At 30.3% G+C, this 16,750-nt stretch carries 13 protein-coding genes and 2 rRNA genes; 14 read left to right on the plus strand and 1 reads right to left on the minus strand.

Annotated features, from left to right (window positions below; all coding sequences use genetic code 11):
* The 13 genes from BN7997_RS02665 to BN7997_RS02725 form a co-directional block, all read left to right on the plus strand.
* Positions 1 to 1,487: ribosomal RNA gene (locus tag BN7997_RS02665) — 23S ribosomal RNA — on the plus strand; the annotation flags it as partial.
* A gap of 125 nt (positions 1,488 to 1,612) precedes the next feature.
* Positions 1,613 to 1,729, plus strand: a 5S ribosomal RNA gene (gene rrf / locus BN7997_RS02670).
* 320 nt (positions 1,730 to 2,049) lie between these two features.
* A complete protein-coding gene (locus BN7997_RS02675; RefSeq protein ID WP_071119347.1) occupies positions 2,050 to 2,736 on the plus strand; it encodes a GntR family transcriptional regulator in 687 nt (228 codons plus the stop codon).
* Between the two features lie 351 nt (positions 2,737 to 3,087).
* The gene (locus tag BN7997_RS02680) at positions 3,088 to 3,939 is read left to right on the plus strand and encodes an SDR family oxidoreductase (protein ID WP_071119348.1); all 852 of its coding nucleotides are present in this window, start codon (positions 3,088 to 3,090) and stop codon (positions 3,937 to 3,939) included.
* A 20-nt stretch (positions 3,940 to 3,959) separates the two neighbouring features.
* Positions 3,960 to 4,571, plus strand: coding sequence for a bifunctional 4-hydroxy-2-oxoglutarate aldolase/2-dehydro-3-deoxy-phosphogluconate aldolase (locus tag BN7997_RS02685; protein ID WP_071119349.1), 612 nt, complete (start codon positions 3,960 to 3,962; stop codon positions 4,569 to 4,571).
* Positions 4,552 to 5,580 (plus strand): sugar kinase, encoded by a 1,029-nt coding sequence (locus BN7997_RS02690; protein WP_071119350.1) that lies wholly within the window; start codon positions 4,552 to 4,554, stop codon positions 5,578 to 5,580. The genes BN7997_RS02685 and BN7997_RS02690 overlap by 20 nt, the downstream gene beginning before the upstream one ends.
* Before the next feature lie 48 nt (positions 5,581 to 5,628).
* Complete coding sequence (gene uxuA, locus BN7997_RS02695) at positions 5,629 to 6,729, plus strand: mannonate dehydratase (RefSeq protein ID WP_071119351.1); 1,101 nt, start codon at positions 5,629 to 5,631, stop codon at positions 6,727 to 6,729.
* Positions 6,730 to 6,836: 107 nt separating this feature from the next.
* Positions 6,837 to 8,300, plus strand: coding sequence for a glucuronate isomerase (gene uxaC, locus BN7997_RS02700; protein WP_330385856.1), 1,464 nt, complete (start codon positions 6,837 to 6,839; stop codon positions 8,298 to 8,300).
* Positions 8,301 to 8,635: 335 nt separating this feature from the next.
* Positions 8,636 to 10,870, plus strand: coding sequence for a DUF3553 domain-containing protein (locus BN7997_RS02705; protein ID WP_071119352.1), 2,235 nt, complete (start codon positions 8,636 to 8,638; stop codon positions 10,868 to 10,870).
* Positions 10,871 to 11,063: 193 nt separating this feature from the next.
* Complete coding sequence (locus BN7997_RS02710) at positions 11,064 to 12,362, plus strand: M18 family aminopeptidase (RefSeq protein ID WP_071119353.1); 1,299 nt, start codon at positions 11,064 to 11,066, stop codon at positions 12,360 to 12,362.
* 17 nt (positions 12,363 to 12,379) lie between these two features.
* Positions 12,380 to 13,132 carry a patatin-like phospholipase family protein gene (locus tag BN7997_RS02715; RefSeq protein ID WP_071119354.1) on the plus strand — a complete coding sequence of 251 codons (753 nt, stop codon included), beginning with the start codon at positions 12,380 to 12,382 and terminating at the stop codon, positions 13,130 to 13,132.
* Positions 13,133 to 13,229: 97 nt separating this feature from the next.
* Complete coding sequence (locus BN7997_RS02720) at positions 13,230 to 13,823, plus strand: AAA family ATPase (protein ID WP_071119355.1); 594 nt, start codon at positions 13,230 to 13,232, stop codon at positions 13,821 to 13,823.
* Between the two features lie 475 nt (positions 13,824 to 14,298).
* Positions 14,299 to 14,823, plus strand: a complete 525-nt coding sequence (locus BN7997_RS02725; RefSeq protein WP_071119356.1) for a peptidylprolyl isomerase — start codon at positions 14,299 to 14,301, stop codon at positions 14,821 to 14,823.
* Between the two features lie 205 nt (positions 14,824 to 15,028).
* Here the strand turns inward: BN7997_RS02725 and BN7997_RS02730 are convergent, their stop codons facing one another.
* Positions 15,029 to 15,931, minus strand: a complete 903-nt coding sequence (locus tag BN7997_RS02730) for a manganese-dependent inorganic pyrophosphatase (RefSeq protein ID WP_071119357.1) — start codon at positions 15,929 to 15,931, stop codon at positions 15,029 to 15,031.
* A gap of 134 nt (positions 15,932 to 16,065) precedes the next feature.
* Between BN7997_RS02730 and BN7997_RS02735 the strand changes: the two genes are divergently transcribed.
* Entirely contained in the window at positions 16,066 to 16,662 is a 597-nt protein-coding gene (locus BN7997_RS02735) for a DUF4230 domain-containing protein (RefSeq protein WP_071119358.1), read from the plus strand.
* The last annotated feature ends 88 nt before the right edge of the window (positions 16,663 to 16,750 follow it).

A 16,750-nucleotide genomic window follows, 5' to 3' on the forward strand; every position in this document is an offset into this window, starting at 1 on the left:
ACAGGTTGATATTCCTGTACCGCCAATAAGCGTTTGAGAGATGGAGTGACACAGTAGGATAAGCTAACCGTACTGTTGGTTATGTACGGCTAAGCATTGAGGCAGTCTAAATAGGCAAATCCGTTTATACAATGCTAGGATGTGATGGGGAAGCCCTTCGGGGGGAAGTAGCTGATTTCACACTGTCAAGAAAAGCTTCTATCGAGTTTAAAGGCGCCCGTACCGTAAACCGACACAGGTGGGTGAGGAGAGTATCCTAAGGCCAGCGAGAGAACTATTGTTAAGGAACTCGGCAAAATGACCCCGTAACTTAGGGAGAAGGGGTGCCTGTCTATGACAGGCCGCAGAGAATAGGCCCAAGCGACTGTTTACCAAAAACACAGGTTTCTGCTAAGTCGCAAGACGATGTATAGGAGCTGACGCCTGCCCGGTGCTGGAAGGTTAAGGGGATCTGTTAGAGCAATCGAAGCAGTGAACTTAAGCCCCAGTAAACGGCGGCCGTAACTATAACGGTCCTAAGGTAGCGAAATTCCTTGTCGGGTAAGTTCCGACCCGCACGAAAGGCGTAACGATTTGGGCACTGTCTCAACAATAGACTCGGTGAAATTGTAATCCCGGTGAAGATGCCGGGTACCTGCGACAGGACGGAAAGACCCCATGGAGCTTTACTGTAGCTTGACGTTGGGTCTTGGTACTACATGTACAGGATAGGTGGGAGACTATGAAGCATGGACGCCAGTCTGTGTGGAGTCATCCTTGGGATACCACCCTTGTAGTACTGGGATCCTAACCATAGGCCTTGAATCAGGTCTTGGAACACCGTCAGGTGGGCAGTTTGACTGGGGCGGTCGCCTCCTAAAAAGTAACGGAGGCGCTCAAAGGTTTCCTCAGCACGGTCGGAAATCGTGCGAAGAGTGTAAAGGCAAAAGGAAGCTTGATTGCAAGACATACAGGTCGAGCAAGGACGAAAGTCGGACTTAGTGATCCGGTGGTACCGCATGGAAGGGCCATCGCTCAACGGATAAAAGCTACCCTGGGGATAACAGGCTTATCTCCCCCAAGAGTCCACATCGACGGGGAGGTTTGGCACCTCGATGTCGGCTCATCACATCCTGGGGCTGTAGTAGGTCCCAAGGGTTGGGCTGTTCGCCCATTAAAGTGGTACGCGAGCTGGGTTCAGAACGTCGTGAGACAGTTCGGTCCCTATCCGTCGCAGGCGTAGGAAATTTGAGAAGACCTGTCCTTAGTACGAGAGGACCGGGATGGACGTACCTCTGGTGTACCAGTTGTTCTGCCAAGGGCATGGCTGGGTAGCTATGTACGGAATGGATAAGCGCTGAAAGCATCTAAGCGCGAAGCCAACTTCAAGATAAGATTTCCCACCGTAAGGGTAAGACCCCAGGAAGACTACCTGGTTGATAGGTCGAAGGTGTAAGTGCAGTAATGTATTTAGCTTATCGATACTAATAGGTCGAGGACTTGACCAANTGACCAAAAAATAAACCTAAAGGTTTATATCGCCAACCGAATCAAAGATTCAGGTTGCTAAAATAAAATGATAAATCTTAAATGATATGCAGTTTTCAGAGTATTAACTCTAAATTAAAGATTATGTGGTTATTATAGCAAAGAGGATACACCTGTTCCCATACCGAACACAGAAGTTAAGCTCTTTAGCGCTGATGGTACTTGGTGGGCGACTGCCTGGGAGAGTAAGACGTAGCCACGTAATCTTTTTTTATGTTTAGAATTTTAATTTATGTTTTGGTATTTAAATTTAATAATATTAGAAACACTGTAAAGTATAATAAACTAAAATACCATATTAAATTTAATTTAATATGGTATTTTTATGTATAAGAAAATTATGATATCAAGAGTATTTCATACATATAGCTCAAGGATAGAAATTTTGTAATATTAGATAATATCTCTAAAGTATAATATATTACTTTAAATTTATCAAAATAAAGTATATTATAGAAAATAGGGCTATAATTGTATTATTGGATGCGGGAAATGTTTAAGTGTATATATAGGAGGAATAGAATGATATTTTACGATAAAAAACATAAAGAGACAGGAAAGGAATATGCATATAGAGTACTAAAAGGAAATATAATGTCTTTAGAGTTAAAACCAGGGGAATTATTAAGTGAATCAGACTTATCAGAAAAACTAAAAATATCACGAACACCTATAAGAGAAGTAATAATGAAATTAAAAAATGAACATTTAATAGAGGTTAAACCACAAGCAGGAACATACGTATCGTTGATAGACAAAGAGATTATAGATGAAGCGATATTTATGAGGAAGCTATTAGAAAAAGGAGTTTTAAGGGAAGCGTGTAATGAATTTTCTGAAGAGATGTTTATGGAGTTAGAAAAAAACTTATTTGCACAAAAATTAGTTTTAAACAAAGATGGTAAAGAAAATGAGTTTCATAATTTAGATAAAGAATTTCATAAATTAATATTTATAGGATGTCATAAAATTAATATTTGGGAAAGTATTATGAAAATAAGCACTCACTACAACAGAATGAGATTATTATCTGAAAGAAAAACAGATAAAGCTCTACTAGTAAAGCAACATGAAGAAATGCTATCTATAATCAAAAATAAAGATTTAGATAAAATTGATGAATATATAGAGAAACATATAGTTGCCCCTGCAAAGGAATGGAGTAAACTAATAAATGACAATGAAGAAATAAGAAGATATTTAAAATAATGTTTAAATTGATATAAAAATATTTGTTTAAATGGAAGAGAACTCTTTGTATAAGAAAAAATAAAAGAACCTCTTTTGAAACATACTATATGTATGATTTTAAAAGAGGTTCTTTTTATGATAAAAAGAGTATATAATAATTAATAAGAGATATAAGTGAAATAAAATATAAAAGGCTCATCAAATGATAATTCTTTTGGTGATTTACTTATTTATCTGAAATCGTTTCCTTAAAATGATATTTTTAAAAAAAATTCAATAAAAACGATAGGAAAAGGTTGCAATATTAAATTTGGTGTGCTAGTATACAAGTATAAACAGTGATACGTAATTTTGGGAGGTAAAATAATTATGAAACTACCATTTAATGTTGATTTAAAAAATAAAGTTGCAGTAGTAACAGGGGGGTCTGGAATACTATGCGGAGCTATGGCAGAAGCATTAGCTGCATGTGGAGCAAAAGTTGCAATACTTGCATTAGGACAAGAAGGTTGTGATGCTAAAGCGGATCAAATAAAAGCTGCTGGAGGAACTGCAATCGGAATAAATACTAATGTTTTAGATAAAGAGAGTATAAAAAGAGCTCATGAAATAATATTAAAAGAATTTGGTCCATGTGACATATTAATAAATGGGGCTGGTGGAAACCATCCAAAAGGAACAACAACTAATGAATACTTATTACCAGAAGATTTAGAAAATGAAGAATTAACTACATTCTTTGATTTAGATCCAGAAGGAGTAAAATTCGTATTCGACTTAAACTTCTTAGGGACATTACTTCCATCACAAGAGTTTGCTAAAGATATGATAAACAAAGAAGGTGCAACAATAATAAACATATCTTCAATGAATGCTTATACACCACTTACAAAAATACCTGCATACTCAGGAGCAAAAGCAGCAGTAACTAACTTTACTCAATGGTTAGCTGTTCATATGTCAAAAGTAGGTATAAGAGTAAATGCAATAGCACCAGGATTCTTCGTAACAGCTCAAAATGAGAAGCTATTATTCAATGAAGATGGAACTCCGACTGCAAGAAGTCAAAAAATATTAAATAGTACTCCAATGGGAAGATATGGAGAAGCTCATGAGTTAATAGGAACATTATTATACTTAGTAAACAATGATGCTTCAGGATTTGTAAATGGTGTTTGTATACCAGTTGATGGAGCATTCTCAGCATATTCAGGAGTTTAATATTTAGGGGGGAATATACTATGTTAAATAAAATAAAAAATGAAGGCGTAGTAGCAGTAATAAGAGCTAAAGACCATGAAGAAGCTTTAGGATATATAAATGCTTGTTTAAATGGTGGAATAAAAGCTATAGAACTTACATATACGATACCGAATGTAGTTGAACTTATAAAACATGTTAGTGAAAACTATAAAGATGCATTAGTAGGTGTAGGAAGTGTATTAAATGGGAAAATGGCTAAGGATGCTATAGATGCAGGAGCATCTTATGTTGTAAGTCCTGGTTTTTCAGATGAAGTAAACACTGTATGCCACGAAATGAACATACTATATTTACCAGGATGTATGACAGTAACTGAAGTTATGAATGCATTAGATAAAGGAAATAAGATGGTTAAATTATTCCCAGGTGAAGTATTTGGACCTAAGTATGTTAAAGCAGTAAAAGCGCCAATACCTCATGTTGAAATAATGCCAACAGGTGGTGTTTCTATAGATAATATAGATGAATGGTTTAAAATGGGTGTATCTTGTGTAGGAGTAGGAAGTTCACTTTTAGGAGCTGGAAGTTTAGAAGATATAGAAAATTTAGCAAAGGAATTTAAAAACAAAATTGCAAAAATTAGAGGTTAATAATGGTAGTAAAGTATTAGGCTTTGGAGAAATTATGCTAAGACTTACTCCTACTAATTTCCAAAGAATAATACAAGCTGAATCTTTTGAGGCAATATATGCTGGAGGAGAAGCCAATGTTATTTGTAGCTTAAGTATGTTCGGACATGATACAAAAATGATTACTAAATTACCAGAAAATGCATTAGGGGATAAGGTAATAAGAGTTATGAATTCATTTGGAGTCGATACAAAAGATATAGTTAGAGGAAAAGGAAGATTAGGTATATACTTCTTAGAACAGGGACATGGAGTTAGAAATTCAGATGTAACATATGATAGAGAATACTCAGCAATATCAATGGCTACTAAAGAAGATTTTGATTTAGATAAAATACTAGATAATGTTAAATTAATACATATATCTGGAGTAACACCAGCATTAAGTAAAAATTTATATGACCTTTCAATAGATTTTATAAAAGCGGCTAAAGAAAGGGGAATACTAGTATCTTATGATTCTAACTATAGATCAAAATTATGGACTTTAGAAGAAGCTAGAAGCTTTATGTTAGAAGTACTTCCTTATGTAGATATAGCATTTTTAGGAATATTAGATTTTATAAATATTCTAGAATATAAACTTAAAGAAGAAGATTACGAAGCAAAATTAGCTGATTTCTATAAAGAACTATTTGAAAAATATCCAAATATAAAATATGCAGCTTCTACTAAGAGAGTTGTAAATTCAGTAAATAATAATTCCCTACAAGGATTTTTATTTGATAAAGATACATTACACAAATCTAGAACTCATACTTTTGACATACTAGATAGAGTAGGTGGAGGAGATTCATTTACAGCTGGAATATTACACGGGATATTAAACAATATGGAAAGTAGCCAGACAGTTGAGTTTGCTACATGTGCAAGTGCACTAAAGCATAGTATCAGAGGAGATATAAACATGGTTGATTTAAAACAAGTTGAAACTCTTATGAACTGTGGGGTAGAAAATATAAATAGATAAAAATAAGTTTAAATATAAAAATGAGTATATAAGTGGGAGGAAAAAATCATGCAAATGACATTTAGATGGTATGGACAAGATGACCCTGTTAAAATAGAGTACATCCGTCAAATACCAGGAATGAAAGGGATAGTAACAGCAATATATGACATACCAGTAGGAGAAGTTTGGCCATTAGATAAAATAATGGAATTAAAAGCTTCTGTAGAAAAACACGGATTAGAATTATCTGTAATAGAAAGTGTACCTGTACACGAAGATATAAAATTAGGATTACCTACTAGAGACAAGTACATAGCTAACTACTGTGAAACTATAAGAAACTTAAGTAAAGCAGGAATAAAGACTATATGCTACAACTTCATGCCAGTATTCGACTGGACAAGATCTGACCTTAACTATGAATTAGAAGATGGATCTACTTGTCTAATATACGATGAAGCTACAGTTGCTAAAATGGACCCAGCTTTAGGTGAATTAGAGTTACCAGGATGGGATACTTCATATGGTGAAGGTGGATTAGGTGCTTTACTTGATCAATACAAAGATATAGATGAAGAAAAATTATGGGCTAACTTAGAGTACTTCATAAAAGGTATAATGCCAACTGCTGAAGAGGAAGAAGTTAAAATGGCTATACACCCAGATGATCCACCATGGGGAATATTTGGATTACCAAGAATAATAACTAACTTCGAAAACTTAGATAGATTCTTAAACTTATACGATAGTCACTACAATGGAGTAACTTTATGTACAGGATCTTTAGGATGTACTAAGACTAATGATGTAGTTAAAATGATAAAATATTTCGGTGGTGAAAGAAATAGAATACACTTTGCTCACTTAAGAAATGTATTAATAACAGGAGATAGCAGTTTCAACGAAGTAGCTCACTTATCTGAAGCTGGATCATTAGATTTCCATGCTATAGTAAAAGCTTACTTAGACTATAACTTCGATGGACCATACAGACCAGACCACGGTAGAATGATATGGGGAGAAACTGGTAGACCAGGATACGGATTATATGATAGAGCATTAGGTGCTGTATATGTAAATGGATTAAAAGAAGCTATATTAAAAGAAACTAAATCAAAAAGTGAATGTGAAGAAACTTTACTTGAAGGGGTTTCAGTTCAAGGTTAATTAAAAGCAGATAATAAATTATTATAAATATAACTAAAGCTCTTGTACAAACAAGAGCTTTTAGTATAAAAGTTAAGAAAATATTATTTTGGTGAGGAGTAATTGAGATGGAAAAATTTATGGATGATGATTTATTATTATCAGAAGGTACAGCAGTAAGAGCAATTGGGAAGAAAAAATTCATGGATGATAACTTTTTATTATCAACAGATACGGCAGTAACTTTATATCATGATTTTGCTAAAGAAATGCCAATATGCGATTATCACTGTCACTTAAATCCAAAGGAAATAGCTGAGGATAAAAGATATAAGAATATAACTGAAATATGGTTAGGTGGAGACCATTATAAGTGGAGAACGATGAGAAGTTTTGGTATAGAAGAAAAGTACATAACTGGAGATGCTACTGATTATGAAAAGTTTGAAGCATTTGCAAAAGTTATGCCGTACTTAATAGGAAATCCAATGTATCATTGGTCTCACTTAGAATTAAAAAGATACTTTGGAATAGAAGAAACTTTATCTCAAAAAACTTGTAAGTCTATATGGGATAGATGTAATGAAATAATAAATAGTGAAAGTTTCAGTGCTAGAGCTATGATAAAAAATTCTAATGTTAAGTACATAGGAACAACTGACGATCCAATAGATAACTTAGAATATCATATAGCAATAGCTAAGGATGAAAGCTTTGATTGTGAAGTTAGACCAAGTTTCAGACCTGATAGAGCTGTAAAGATACACGGTGAAGGATTTGCTGACTATGTAGTTAAATTAGGAGAAGTTGAAAATACTGAAATAAAAGATTACGCTACATTATTAACAGTATTAGAAAAAAGATTAGATTTCTTTGTTGAAAATGGATGTAATATAACTGACCATTCTTTAGAAAGAGTTTACTTCAGAAATACAACTATGGAAGAAGTAGATGCTATATTCAAAAAAGCTTTAACTGGAGAAACTTTAACTATAGAAGAAATAGAAAAGTACTCTACATTAACAATGATAAGCTTAGGAAGAATGTACAGCAAGCGTGGAATGGTGATGCAATTACACATAGGTGCATTAAGAAACAACAACACTAGAATGTTCAAGAAATTAGGAGCGGACGTAGGATTCGATAGTATAGATGATGGCGAAGTAGCAACTAGCTTATCTAGATTATTAGACTCATTAGATATAACTGATGAACTTCCAAAAACTATATTATATTGCTTAAATCCAAAGGACAATGAAGTATTAGGAACTATGTTAGGAAACTTCCAAGGTGGAGGTGTAGCTGGTAAAATACAATTTGGTTCTGGATGGTGGTTCAACGATCAAAAGGACGGAATGGAAAGACAAATGATGGCTCTATCTCAATTAGGACTTATAAGCCAATTCGTAGGTATGTTAACTGACTCTAGAAGTTTCTTATCTTATACAAGACATGAGTACTTCAGAAGAATACTATGTAACTATATAGGTGGATTAGTAGAGAATGGAGAATATCCAGCTGATATGGAAATATTAGGTGAAATAATACAAAATATATGTTACAACAACATAGAGAAGTATTTACAAAAATAGATATAATAAATAATCATATATACTGCTTTAAATTATTTTTAAAGCAGTTTTTATATTTCTAACTATTATCATTTATATATTGTTAAGGTAATTTATACTCATATATAAGATATAATTGTAAAGAATTTTATACTAATAAAAAGGCACAGAGATAAAGTTTTACTCTATGCCTTTTTTAAATTATAATAAGTTATATACTTATTATAATATTAAAAGTTATATGGTTTTAATATTACTATATATTGGATAAAATTAAAGTATTACTTAACCTTAAGATTTGAAGAAAAATATTATTTAGATTAAAATAGACATATATCATTATTAGGAGGACGAAGATGAATTTAGATACGTTAAATCCTGCCCAAAGAGAAGCTGTAGAAAAAACAGAGGGGCCTGTACTTATACTAGCTGGAGCAGGTTCTGGTAAAACAAGAGTGTTAACAACAAGAATAGGGCATCTTATAGAAGATAAAGGTGTACAACCTGCAAATATATTAGCTATAACATTTACTAATAAAGCAGCAAATGAAATGAGAGAAAGAGTTGAAGAAACATTAGAGTCAGATGCAAGCGATATGTGGATAAGTACATTCCACTCTTGTTGTGTACGTATACTTAGAAAAGATATAAATAGAATCGGATATAATAGAAGTTTTGTTATATATGATAGTGCAGATCAGGTTACATTAGTAAAAGACTGTTTAAAAGAATTAAATTTAAATGATAAAGTATTTGAACCAAAGATGATTATAAGTACTATATCAGGTGCTAAGGATAAGTTATATGATCCTAAACAGTTTAAGGCAATGCACATGAATGATAATAGAATGAGTAAGATAGCAGATGTATATGCACTATATCAAGATCGTTTAAAGAGAAATAGTGCATTAGATTTTGATGATTTAATATTTAAAACAGTTGAACTTTTAAAAAGTGATAAAGAAGTTCTAGATTACTATAGAAATAGATTCAAGTATATAATGGTAGATGAGTATCAAGATACAAGTAAAGCACAATATGAGTTAATTAAAATATTAGCAAAAGAGCATCAAAATATATGTGTCGTTGGAGATGACGATCAAAGTATATATGGTTGGAGAGGTGCTGATATAAGAAATATACTTGAATTCGAAAAGGATTATGATGATGTTCATGTAGTTAAGCTTGAACAAAACTATAGATCGACTCAAATTATATTAGATGCAGCAAATACAGTTATATCTAATAACATAGAAAGAAAAAGAAAAAGACTTTGGAGTGAGAAAAAAGACGGAGAGCTTATAAAGATACAAGTAGCTCAAGATGAAATAGAAGAGTCAGATTTTGTTGCTGATATGATAGCTAAAATATCAAGAGAACAAAATAGATCATACAAAGATTTTGCAGTACTTTATAGAGCTAATGCACAATCTCGTTCTGTAGAAGATGCATTAAATAGAAGCCAAATACCATATAATATATATGGTGGGACAAAGTTCTATGAAAGAAAAGAAATAAAAGATTTAATTGCATATTTAAGAGTTATACAAAACCCACAGGATGATATATCTATAAAAAGGATAATAAATGTTCCTAGAAGAGGTATAGGCCTTAGAACTATAGAAAAAATAGAAGATAGAGCTAGTTTAAAACAAGAAAGTATATATTCTGTACTTATAGACATAGAAACAAATTCAGAAATCTCAACAAAAGCAAGAAATAGCATAAGTGAATTTGTAGATAATGTTATAGGAACATTAAGAACAATGAGAGAAGTATATCCTGTTAGTAAGTTAATAGAAAAGGTAATAGAATCTATCGACTATTACGGATATATAGATGAATTATATAAAGGCGATAAAGAAGAAGCCGAAGAAAGAAAAGATAACGTAAAAGAATTTATATCAGTAGCTATGGAATTTGAACAAAATAGTGAAGAAAAAGACTTAGAAACATTCTTAACAGGTGTTGCATTAACATCTGAATCAAGCGAAGAAGAGGAAATAGATAAAGTTTCACTTATGACAATTCATACATCAAAGGGACTAGAATTCCCGGTAGTATTCATAGTAGGTATGGAAGATGGATTATTCCCAATAGCGAGGGCTGTAAGGTCTATGAGTGATTCAGAAATAGAAGAAGAGAGAAGATTATGTTATGTTGGTATAACAAGAGCTAAGGAGATTTTATACCTTACATTAACTCAAAAAAGAACATTATATGGAAAAACAAATCCATCGATTGCATCTAGATTTATGGAAGAGTTGCCTAAAGAATGTATAGAAAGATTAAACTCTGCAGAAAAAGAATTATCATATTCAAAAGCAAATTATAATGTATTAGATAAATATAAACAAAAATATATGAATACTATAAATAAAACTGCAGTTGCAAAACAAGTTAATGCAACTATTAAGAGTAATGAAAAAGAAACTAATATAGACGACATAAAACCAGGTGCAAGAGTACATCACCCTAAATTTGGAGTAGGAACAGTAGTTGGAATGATGGGTACAGATGTTACTATAGCATTTGAACAACAGGGGATAAAAAAGATAAACAAAGAATATACAACTTTAGATGTATTATAAAATATAAAAGTTTATTTTTTAGTAATGAAATATTATTAATAATATAAGTATTTATCAACAAATAACTTATGATAAAATATTTAGATAGTTTTGTAAAAATAATTGCCTTAATTTTATATGTATAAATTAAGGCAATTATAATTATATAATTTAAAAAGTTTTATATAAAATTTTATAAATAAGGAGTAGGGGTATGAATAGCAAAAAATTTGCAAAAAACTTAATAGATTTTATTTATAATAGTCCAACTGCATTTCATGCAGTTTCTACATCAAAGGAATTATTAGATGCAAATGGATTTATTGAATTAGAATCATGTAAAATGTGGGATATAAAAGTAGGTGGAAAGTATTATATAACTAAAAACTCATCAGCTATAGTAGCATTTACAGTAAACTCAGACAATATAGAAAAAGAAGGCTTTAGAATAATAGGTTCTCATTCGGATTCACCATCGTTTAGAATAAAGCCAAATGCAGAAATAGAATCTGAAAAAGCTTACTTAAAGTTAAATACAGAATGTTATGGAGGTCCAATATTAAGTACATGGTTAGATAGACCTCTAGGAATAGCTGGTAGAGTAATTATAAGAACAGATAATATCTTAAAGCCTAAAGAAGTAATAGTAAATCTAGATAAGCCAATCTGTATAATACCTAATTTAGCAGTACATATGAATAGAAATGTAAATGAAGGATATGCTTTTAATAAACAAAAAGATATGCTTCCTTTAGTAGGATTATTAAATGAATCTCTAGAGAAAGATAACTACCTTATAAAGGAATTAGAAAATAGACTAGGTGTAGATAAAGAGGACATAGTAGATTTTGATTTATTTTTATATGAGTTTGAAAAAGGATGTTTAATTGGTGCGAACGAAGAATTTATATCAAGTGGAAGACTTGATAATTTAGCTATGGCTCATGCAAGCTTAAATGCGCTAATAAATGCAAATAGTAACAAAGGAATAAATATAGTAGCTGTATTTGACAATGAGGAAGTTGGAAGCTCTACAAAGCAAGGTGCAGACTCAAATATGTTATTAAATATACTAGAAAGAATTTGTATATCACTAGGAAAAACTAGAGAAGAATTTTTTACATCTATGTATTCATCATTTATGATATCTTCTGATTTAGCACATGCAGTTCATCCAAATATTCCTGAAAAACATGACCCAACAAATAGACCTGTAATGGGTAAAGGTCCTGTTATAAAAATAAATGCAAATCAAGCGTATACTAGTGATGCATATTCTATATCTATATATAAATCTATCTGCAAAGAAAGTGGTGTTAAATATCAAGAATTTGTTAATAGATCAGATGAAAGAGGAGGAAGTACTATAGGTCCGATATCATCTACTCATATAGACATACCATCAGTTGATGTAGGAACACCTATACTTGCAATGCATTCTATAAGAGAATTAGGATCTGTGGACGATCACTATAGTATATATAAAACATTTCATAAATTTTATGAGATATAATTAAGGAGGAATGAGATTTGAATATAGGATTATGTCTTTGTGGTGGTGGAGCCAAAGGAGCTTATCAAGCAGGGGTTATAAAGGCTTTATATGATAGAGGTATAAATAAATTTAATGCTATATCAGGAACTTCGATAGGTGCAGTAAATGGATATTTTATATTCACAAATAATGTTGAAAAGTTAGAAGAAATGTGGACAGATATTGATGCTCATATTGAACATTCTATAAAAATCGTGGATAACACTGTGGATAATTCGTCTGTAATCGAAGTTTTATCTAATATTGATTATAAAAGTACAGCAAATCCTGACTTTTATGTAAACTATATAAATATAGAAAACAATCTACCAAAAGAGAAAATAGTAAATATATCAGAATTAAATAAAGAAGAAGGTTTAAAAAGTATAAAATATAGTTCATTGCTTCCATTTAATCCACAAGGGACAATGGGACTACATAATCAATTTATGAAGGATTTAAGTGAAGGTTTATATAATGGATACAATCTTGATGGAGGATTAGTTAATAATACTTTATTAAATCCACTATTAAACAAAAACTTAGATAAAATTATAGTTATATCAATGAAACATGATTATACATTACCAGATGAAATTAAAAATATTTGCAATGAAGATAATATAATAATTGTTAGACCTAAAACTGTATTTGATAAAAATGATACCTTAAGATTTGAAAAAGAATTTTGTAAACAAATATACTATGAAGGATATGAGATAGGTAAAAATCTGAACATTTCTATGTAAATAGAATTGTATTAAAAACATTGAATAAACTTTTAAATGTTAGTATAATATAAAAGTTCCTTAAACTTAGAAAAAATATATGGAGTTGATATAAATTATGGCAACTAAGAGAATAGCAGTTTTAGGTGGACCAAGATGTGGTAAAACTACATTAATTCAGCATTTATATGTTGAAATGAAAATAGCTGGATTAAATGCTGGTTATGCTCTAGAGTATTCAACTGAATACTTAAAAGATAAAGGTATGATAGAATCTATATCTGAACAATATGGAATCTACTTAGGTCAAAAGAAATTAGAAGATGAGTTATCAGTATTTGATTATGCTCTTACTGATTATGCAACATTTGTACCTTACATATATGGAAGATTTATGTTAGGTAACAAAGAAAGAACAAAAAAGGAAATACAAATATTAAAAGATTTATACTGTCTAGCTATAGAAGATATACAAGACTATGATATGATAGTTTATGTGCCTAGAGAATTTGGATATATACAAGATGGAGTTAGATGGCAAGATGAAGATATAGCACTTCAAATAGATGATGCTATATTAAGTTTCCTAAAGGCAGAAAATGTTAACTATGTAGAAGTAAAAGGATCAACAAAGGAAAGAGCTAAACGAATACTAGACTTATTAAATGTTGATTATCAAGAAACTATACAATTAAATGACGATGAAAAATAAGCTACTATTAATTTAGTAGCTTTTTTACGCTTAAGGATATTATAATACTTTAAAAAATGTGGATAACTTCTGAATGTAAGTAATATGAATAAATTGTTTTTGAGCGTAAAAAAGATTTTGAGCAACGGACGAAGTCGTTGGCTACATGAGCGAAGCGAATTTTTTATGTATAAGTAAATTATAGTATGAAAAGTTTTGTGGATAATTTATGAATATAAGTAATATAAATAACTTTATAAACGTAAAAAATGATGTTTTTTACAAATAGGTTTATCATTGGAGAAATTAGATAAGTAAATTTTTATATTTATAATTTACTTGTTTTATGGATAAATTATAAATGATATTATTATTGATATTAAGTATTTTATGATAGAAATATAAGGCTGAAATTTTATGTAAAAATTAATAAAATATGGTATATAATATATAAGTACATATTAAAACTAAAGGCAAATGAAAGGAAGATAGAAATATGGAAAATAAAAATCCTATAGTAACTATAGAAATGGAAAATGGAAAGAAGATAGTAGCAGAGTTATATCCACATATAGCTCCTAATACTGTTAAAAACTTTGTAACATTAGTAAATCAAGGATTTTACAATGGAGTTGGATTCCACAGAGTAATAGAAGGATTTATGATACAAGGTGGATGTCCTAATGGAAATGGAATGGGTGGACCTGGATACTCTATAAAAGGTGAATTCAGAGGTAATGGATTTACTAACAACTTAAAGCATGAAGCTGGAGTATTATCTATGGCTAGAACTATGGCTCCTAACTCAGCAGGTTCTCAATTCTTTATAATGCACAAAAACTCTCCACACTTAGATGGTCAATATGCTGCATTTGGTAGAGTAATAGAGGGAATGGATGTAGTTAATGAAATAGCTACAACTGCTACTGATAGAGCAGATAAACCTAAAACTCCACAAGTTATGAAAAATGTAACTGTTGAGACTTTTGGTAAGGATTATTCAGATGTAGAAAAAATGTAATTTATTTCCGTAATATTACATTAAATAAACTATTTACAATCTAATTACTTTGTTTTAAAATAATATAGATAAATCCTAAAAAACATTTATAGTAAAAAAACCAGTTAATATTTTAAACCTAAAAATTTAACCTACACTAATAATTTGGTTAAGAGATTAAATGAAGATTATACAAAAAAAGGAAGGTAATTACCTTCCTTTTTTACTATATATTTTTAATTGCTGTAGTTAAGTTTGGAACTAATTGTTTCTTTCTAGAAACAACACCTTCTGCAAATACACCTTGAGATGCATCTACACTAAATGCTTCAGCTATTATTTTATCTTCAGCTTTGTATATTAAATAAGAACCTTCTTTTATTATGTCAGTTATTGCAAGTACTAACATATCATAATCAGTTGAGTTTATATGTGATAAGAACTCATCTTTTTTAGCAAATATAGAATCTATATCTAAAGTGAATACTTGTCCTATACCAACTCTTTTTCCGCTCATATCAAACTCTTTAAAGTCCATATTAACTATTTCTTCAATACTATATTCATCTAAAGATGTACCAGCTTTGAACATTTCCATAGCATAGCTTTCCATGTCAACATTAGCTATTTTACTTAACTCTTCACAAGCTAACTTGTCCATTTCAGTAGTAGTAGGTGATTTGAATAATAATGTATCTGATAATATAGCAGATAATAATAAACCAGCTATTTCGCAAGGAACTTCAACATTATTTTCTTTATACATTTGATATACTATAGTACAAGTACATCCAACAGGCATAACTCTTATAGATATAGGTACTTCAGTACTTATTTCAACTTTATGGTGGTCTACAATTTCAACTATATTAGCTTCTTCTATACCATCAGCAGTTTGAGCAAGTTCGTTATGGTCAACTAATATAACATCTTTACCTTTTACATCTGTTAATAATTCAGGTGCACTAACTTTAAAGTAATCTAGTGCGAATTGAGCTTCTTTTCTAACCTCTCCTAAAGCGTAAGGCTTAGCTTCAAAACCTAATTGATTTTTTAAATACGATAAAGCGATTGAAGAACATATAGAATCTGTATCTGGATTCTTATGTCCGAAAACTAATAAACTCATTTTATATCTCCTTTCAAAATATAATTAAAATAGTACTATAAATATTTAATAGCAAATTTAATTATCATATTTTAGTTTATACCATAATTATATTTATTAATAACAAAAACATTATACCAAAAGGAGGAATTTATGTGTTACAAAAACGAAAAAAAATTAATAAAGCACTTATAACATTGATGTTTTTAGCGTTATTAATAATTGGAACATATTTTATATCTAATAGATACAAAAAAGAAAGTATATATAAAGATAATATAAAAGTAATAAATACTTTAACTCAAGTGCTAGATATAAGTACTGTAAAATATAATTACAGCAATATCGTAGAAATAAAAAAGGATAAAAGTATTAGTAATATAAAAATACCTTTTACAGAAAAATCATTTATTGTAAAGTATAACGGAGTAATAAATGGAGGTGTAAAACCAGAAGATATAGAGATAGTAAGCAATACTGGAGATGAGATAATAATAGAAATTAAAACATGTCAAATTTTAGACCATTACATAGATGATGAAAACATATATGTTTATGATGTAAAAAACTCAATATTTAATAAGTTAGATATACAAGAGATATTAGAGGATATAAGTAATTGTAAAAAAGAATATGAAGAAAAAATTATAAGTGAAGGATTTATGGAAGAGATACAGAAAAATACAATTGTCAGTATACAAAATATATTAAAGGGGATTGGATATAAGACAGTAGTTATAAATTTTAAATAAAATTAACTTATTGTTTTATATAATAGGCTTATTATGTATTATAACTTTATAAAAAGATTTAAAACTACGAGAATACATATATTAGTGT

It is taken from the genome of Romboutsia timonensis, from assembly GCF_900106845.1.
GTDB lineage: Bacteria > Bacillota > Clostridia > Peptostreptococcales > Peptostreptococcaceae > Romboutsia > Romboutsia timonensis.

Bases quoted from the DNA above. Each gene is read 5' to 3' on its own strand.
- BN7997_RS02730 (WP_071119357.1), bottom strand. From the start codon at position 15,931: ATGAGTTTATTAGTTTTCGGACATAAGAATCCAGATACAGATTCTATA.
- BN7997_RS02685 (WP_071119349.1), top strand. From the start codon at position 3,960: ATGTTAAATAAAATAAAAAATGAAGGCGTAGTAGCAGTAATAAGAGCT.
- uxaC (WP_330385856.1), top strand. From the start codon at position 6,837: ATGGAAAAATTTATGGATGATGATTTATTATTATCAGAAGGTACAGCA.
- BN7997_RS02720 (WP_071119355.1), top strand. From the start codon at position 13,230: ATGGCAACTAAGAGAATAGCAGTTTTAGGTGGACCAAGATGTGGTAAA.
- BN7997_RS02680 (WP_071119348.1), top strand. From the start codon at position 3,088: ATGAAACTACCATTTAATGTTGATTTAAAAAATAAAGTTGCAGTAGTA.
- uxuA (WP_071119351.1), top strand. From the start codon at position 5,629: ATGCAAATGACATTTAGATGGTATGGACAAGATGACCCTGTTAAAATA.
- BN7997_RS02675 (WP_071119347.1), top strand. From the start codon at position 2,050: ATGATATTTTACGATAAAAAACATAAAGAGACAGGAAAGGAATATGCA.
- BN7997_RS02705 (WP_071119352.1), top strand. From the start codon at position 8,636: ATGAATTTAGATACGTTAAATCCTGCCCAAAGAGAAGCTGTAGAAAAA.
- BN7997_RS02725 (WP_071119356.1), top strand. From the start codon at position 14,299: ATGGAAAATAAAAATCCTATAGTAACTATAGAAATGGAAAATGGAAAG.
- BN7997_RS02710 (WP_071119353.1), top strand. From the start codon at position 11,064: ATGAATAGCAAAAAATTTGCAAAAAACTTAATAGATTTTATTTATAAT.